Genomic DNA, 244 nt, shown 5'->3' on the forward strand with positions numbered 1-244 from the left:
TGACCAGTTCCGGGTTACCCACCATGAAACCAATGCGCCAGCCGGCCATGTTGTAGCTCTTGGACAGGGTGAAGAACTCCACCGCAATGTCCTTGGCACCCGGCACCTGCATGATCGACGGGGCTTTCCAGCCGTCGTAGACGATGTCGGCATACGCCAGGTCGTGGATGACCAGCACGTCGTACTGCTTGGCCAGGGCGATCACGCGTTCGAAGAAGTCCAGCTCCACGCACTGCGCGGTGGG

At 61.1% G+C, this 244-nt stretch carries 1 protein-coding gene; it reads right to left on the reverse strand.

Translation table 11 applies throughout. The features are described from left to right. Window positions 1-244 (reverse strand): aminotransferase class I/II-fold pyridoxal phosphate-dependent enzyme (locus SB764_RS43735; protein ID WP_410867268.1); only part of this gene is annotated, 244 nt, incomplete at both ends.

The organism is Paraburkholderia sp. SIMBA_027, assembly GCF_046535315.1.
Lineage (GTDB): Bacteria > Pseudomonadota > Gammaproteobacteria > Burkholderiales > Burkholderiaceae > Paraburkholderia > Paraburkholderia tropica.